6 protein-coding genes are annotated in these 4373 nt (G+C 41.6%); 2 read left to right on the top strand and 4 right to left on the bottom strand.

Annotated features, from left to right (window positions below):
- Positions 1–194: 194 nt before the first annotated feature.
- From H539_RS0127305 to H539_RS0127315, 3 genes are all read right to left on the bottom strand, one after another.
- Complete coding sequence (locus tag H539_RS0127305; RefSeq protein WP_026696165.1) at positions 195–1757, bottom strand: acetate--CoA ligase; 1563 nt, start codon at positions 1755–1757, stop codon at positions 195–197.
- Positions 1758–2176: 419 nt separating this feature from the next.
- On the bottom strand, positions 2177–2632 hold the full coding sequence (locus H539_RS0127310; RefSeq protein WP_026696166.1) for a GNAT family N-acetyltransferase: 456 nt from the start codon (positions 2630–2632) through the stop codon (positions 2177–2179).
- 14 nt (positions 2633–2646) lie between these two features.
- The gene (locus H539_RS0127315; protein WP_026696167.1) at positions 2647–3063 is read right to left on the bottom strand and encodes a RidA family protein; all 417 of its coding nucleotides are present in this window, start codon (positions 3061–3063) and stop codon (positions 2647–2649) included.
- Between the two features lie 199 nt (positions 3064–3262).
- On the opposite strand from H539_RS0127315, the gene H539_RS32655 reads away from it, so the two are divergent.
- Positions 3263–3412 carry a hypothetical protein gene (locus H539_RS32655; protein WP_218970932.1) on the top strand — a complete coding sequence of 50 codons (150 nt, stop codon included), beginning with the start codon at positions 3263–3265 and terminating at the stop codon, positions 3410–3412.
- Positions 3413–3694: 282 nt separating this feature from the next.
- Here H539_RS32655 and H539_RS0127325 read toward each other — a convergent pair whose 3' ends face one another.
- Positions 3695–4033, bottom strand: a complete 339-nt coding sequence (locus H539_RS0127325; RefSeq protein ID WP_026696168.1) for an MEDS domain-containing protein — start codon at positions 4031–4033, stop codon at positions 3695–3697.
- Positions 4034–4095: 62 nt separating this feature from the next.
- Here H539_RS0127325 and H539_RS0127330 point away from each other — a divergent pair.
- Positions 4096–4373, top strand: a 278-nt coding sequence (locus tag H539_RS0127330; protein WP_026696169.1) for a transposase, incomplete at its 3' end; no start/stop codon positions are given.

Raw genomic sequence — 4373 nt, forward strand, 5'->3', positions numbered from 1 at the left:
GTCAATAGAGGGAATTTCTCCCTTTATTAAAGCTCTTTTTACTTCACTTTACGAATTAAGGGGAATTTCTCCCTCTAATTATTTGACAATCACGCGGTTCGGCATAGAAGCTGGTCCTCAAACTGACTACAGAAATAAAGAGGCGACTCTGAAGTCGATTTATTCGACCAATGGAGTCAGCCTCTTTTCCATTCTTATTTACGGTTCCGCAATTCCACACGTCGGATTTTTCCAGAATCCGTTTTTGGAAGCGCATCGATGAATTCAATGATTCTTGGATATTTATATGGAGCTGTTTCTCTTTTTACAAATTGCTGCAGCTCCTTCACTAGCTCTTCGTTTCCTGCTTTTCCTTCCTGCAATACAATGAAGGCTTTAACCACGTTACCTCGGATTGGATCTGGAGAGGCGACGACGGCGCATTCTTTTACTGCTTCATGCTTCATCAGTGCATCTTCTACTTCGAAAGGCCCAATGGTATAGCCTGAACTGATGATTACGTCGTCATTTCTTCCCTGGAACCAGAAATAGTTATCTTCATCTCTTGAGGCTCTGTCTCCGGTCAGGAAGTAGCTCCCTCTTACGGCCTCATTCGTTTTCTCAGGGTTCTTATAATACTCTTTAAATAAAGCTGGGAAATCCTTTCGGACTGCAATGGTTCCTATTTCACCGGCTGGCAGCGGCTGGCCTTCGCTGTCAACAATTGCGATAAATTCCTGAAGCAGCGGCTGGCCCATGGATCCAATTTTTTCCGGATTCACATTAAGATTCGCAATCAAAAGCGTGCTCTCTGTCTGCCCATAACCGTCCCGGATCTGGATGCCAAAATTCTCGCTGAATACATTGATGACTTCCCTATTCAAGGCCTCGCCGGCAGATACCGCAGTATGAAGCTTAGACAAATCAAATCTGCTGATATTCTCAAGCTTTGCCATCATACGATATTCAGTCGGGGTGCAGCACAGAACATTAATTTTATTATCCTGAAGGATTTGCAGGTATTTTTCCGGACTGAATCTGCCGTTGAAGACAAAACCAGTGGCTCCTGAACCAAGGATGCTAAGGAACGGACTCCACACCCACTTCTGCCATCCAGGAGCAGCAGTTGCCCAGGCGATATCATCGCTGCCAATGTTGAGCCATTTTTTAGCCGCAGTCCTTAAATGGGCATATCCCCATCCGTGAGTGTGCACCACACCTTTTGGATTTGCGGTTGTCCCAGAAGTGTAGGCCATAAACGCGTAATCATCTTTAGAAGTGGATACGGAAGTAAATGTTACCGGCTCATCTCTCATGATGTCTTCCATCTGTAACCAGCCATCTGCTTCGTTTCCAAACACGATTTTATGCTTAAGGAAAGGAGTGGCCTCCGCGATCCTGTCGACTTCTGTAACAAGCGGGCCGTAAGCGATCACTGCCTTTGCTTCGGAATGGTTGAACCGGTAGCTTAGATCCTTTGCTCTCAGAAGCTCAGAAGCAGGACTAAGGACGAGCCCGGTTTTAAGGCAGGCTAAATAAATATAGTAAGACTCAATCAGGCGGGTAGTCAGAATCACGACCCGGTCGCCTTTTTCCAGACCGAGTTTTGAAAGTCCGTTAGCAAGCTGGTTCGCCTTCTGAATCAATTCCTCATATGTAATCGTTTTTTGGATTCCAGTTTCCTCTTCAAAAATTAACGCTGTTTTGTTTGAAAAGTGCTTGTCTATTTCATCTGCAATATTATATTTTTCTGGTGCAAGTAAAGTATGTAATTCCAAGTTTGTCAACCTTCTTTTCTGTAAAATTCAGTATGCTGTGCAAAAGGGGGATTCCCGCATATTATACAAGTATACCATCTAGTATTAGTACTTGATACTAATCAGGCTCCAAAGTGACCAAAAAAACTACTTGTCTTTTGCGGACTCTATTAGTAAAAAAATCTCCTGCCTTAAGCAATTATAACATCAACTATTATGACTTGGTACTAAAAAGCCTGAATGTTTAATAAAACAAGCACTTCTCTCCCTTGTTTTTCCCTTCCAACTTGCCAATATACGGTGGACAAGAGAAAAAACCATCTAATTTGAGATGGTTTTTCACCTTAAAAAATCCTCACCCGCCTCCAACATCCTGGATCTATTTCTGGCTGAATTTCTTGTTATACAAAGAGCCTTGGTGCTCTTCTTCCTATTTGATGCTATAAGTCATGAGTGAGGCGGATCATATCCCGGCAATGAATGCCATTTTCAAAGATAGGCTCTTCGTAGTGCCTGATAAAGAAATCCTGATCCACTCCTACAATCCGGAAACCGCATTTCTGGTATAGAGCCAGCTGGCCAATGCCTGAATTTCCGGTTCCGATCTCAATGGTTTTAAATCCTAGCGTTCTTGCTTGATGGATTGCATGCCTCACTAGGAGTTTGCCGATCCCTCTTCCATGCAGCTGCTCTTTTACTGCAACATTCACTAATTCAACCGTAGCCGGCCTCGTCGGAAGGAGTACATACACTCCGGCCGCCTGGCCATGTTCGTCCTCGGCTAAATAGCACTCCCCTCTTTTAAGGTAATCAGTGACCAGGGGTTCGAAGGGATCTGCCAGAAGAAGCAGTTCCATGGGCGGGTTTTCATTTTGTGCTAATTTTCTAATGTTCATGGTATGTTCCCTTTCTAAAGCGTATCCCAAGCGCCAGCCGCAATCGCTTCAATCTCGACTAAGAATTCTTCTCTGATCAGTCTGCTTACTTCTACAGCCGAGCTTGCCGGGGGTGTCTCAATGTTGACATATGAATCCCGGATTTCCCTTACTGCTGCCATCTGGCTGATATCTGTCAAAAAGAAAGTAAGCTTTACCACATCATGAAAGGTCATTCCCGCAGCAGCAAGGCCGGCTTTAATATTTTCAAAAACCTGCCGGGTCTGAAGAGCTAAATTCCCTTCACCCACGATATTTCCATTAGGGTCAAGAGCAACTTGACCGGAAATATAAAGTGTACGTCCATTTTTCACTTCTGCTATATTCGAATATCCGAAAGTACCAGGCATGGTATCAGGATTTGAAAAGATAATATTTTTTGCAGACTCCATTTTGATTCTCCTTTTTCAATTGAATACATCATAATAAATTCGAAAATCTCCTTAAATTCCTATTCAAGATGAATCTGTAAAGTCCTTTACTACAAAGGATAAAAATTTCCGTATGTTTTGTTGCATTAGCGATAAGGATAAAATTTACATTTTATGTTAATATGATGGTATGCTGTAACGATGGATGGAGGAAAAAATTATGATGATTGGTATGCCTTTTTTGGCGGCTGTTATCCCAGGATTTTTAGTGTTACTTCTGACCTTGCGGCTTACAAAACGATTTTCCTTTATTTGCAAGGCTTTTGCCAAGTATGTTGACTGCTTGTACGTCTATTGTATTGTTTTATAATGGATATGCAATAGTTAGCGGGTTCGAAGGAATAGCATTCGGCATTCTTGCATTCTTTTTATTGTGTTTTTCCGTATTGGGTTCAATTATTGCAACTAAAAGTATCCGTACTAAACAAGCTTAGTTCATAATAATCGTGTTTACAGGATCTCTGTTATATCTAGAGATCAAATATAGCTGAAACGTTTATGAATACAGCCAATAAAAAAAGACTGCAAACTCAGTCTTTTTGTACAATTATCATTTATAATCACTTAAACTTACAAAGTCATGATCTGTCATTTAATATTTATGGGTCCTTAATAATCCAGACTTAAGATTTTCTGAAAGTCGTGCTGTATCATATGCGCATACCGCAATCGCCTTCATTCCGGGCAGCCGACGGTTCACTTCCTCTTCGAAGCCTTCCAGCTTTTCCAGTATTTCTTCTTCGTTCCTCCACTCTACGTGGCCCCAGGTTCTGATTCCATGATATTGATCTCTGGAAGAATCCAATAGACTTGAAAAATGGGAGAGAATGGTCGGTGGATGAAAATCTCCATTTTTCCAATAAAAATCGAAATTATTGATAAAATGAAGCGATGTTAACTGTTTTTTTGAAGAACTTTGAGTTAGTCTCAAAAGTGGACACGTTAAAACGGTAATTCATATACTTGAATTAACTTTAAAGAGGACGTGTTCTTATGGGGAAACATTTTGATCATGAATATAAAGAGTATGTTGCGAAACTAATTGTTGAAGAGGGGCGGGTCGCCAAGGAGCTTGCTTTCGAGCTTGAGATCCCCTACTCAACCATTAGAAAGTGGGCGAGTGCCTACAAAGAGAAAGCAAATAGACAGGTCAACAAAGAAAACTATATGACTCCCGGCGAGCTGGAAAAGTTAAAGAAACAACATGAAAAGGAGCTTCAACAGCTGCGGGAGGAGAATGAGATCCTAAAAAAGGCCATGCACATCTTCAC

Origin of the sequence: Peribacillus kribbensis DSM 17871, from assembly GCF_000430765.1 — a bacterium.
GTDB lineage: Bacteria > Bacillota > Bacilli > Bacillales > DSM-1321 > Paraperibacillus > Paraperibacillus kribbensis.

Coding starts and splice junctions, on each gene's coding strand:
- H539_RS0127310 (WP_026696166.1), bottom strand. CDS start 2,632: ATGAACATTAGAAAATTAGCACAAAATGAAAACCCGCCCATGGAACTG.
- H539_RS0127315 (WP_026696167.1), bottom strand. CDS start 3,063: ATGGAGTCTGCAAAAAATATTATCTTTTCAAATCCTGATACCATGCCT.
- H539_RS32655 (WP_218970932.1), top strand. CDS start 3,263: ATGATGATTGGTATGCCTTTTTTGGCGGCTGTTATCCCAGGATTTTTA.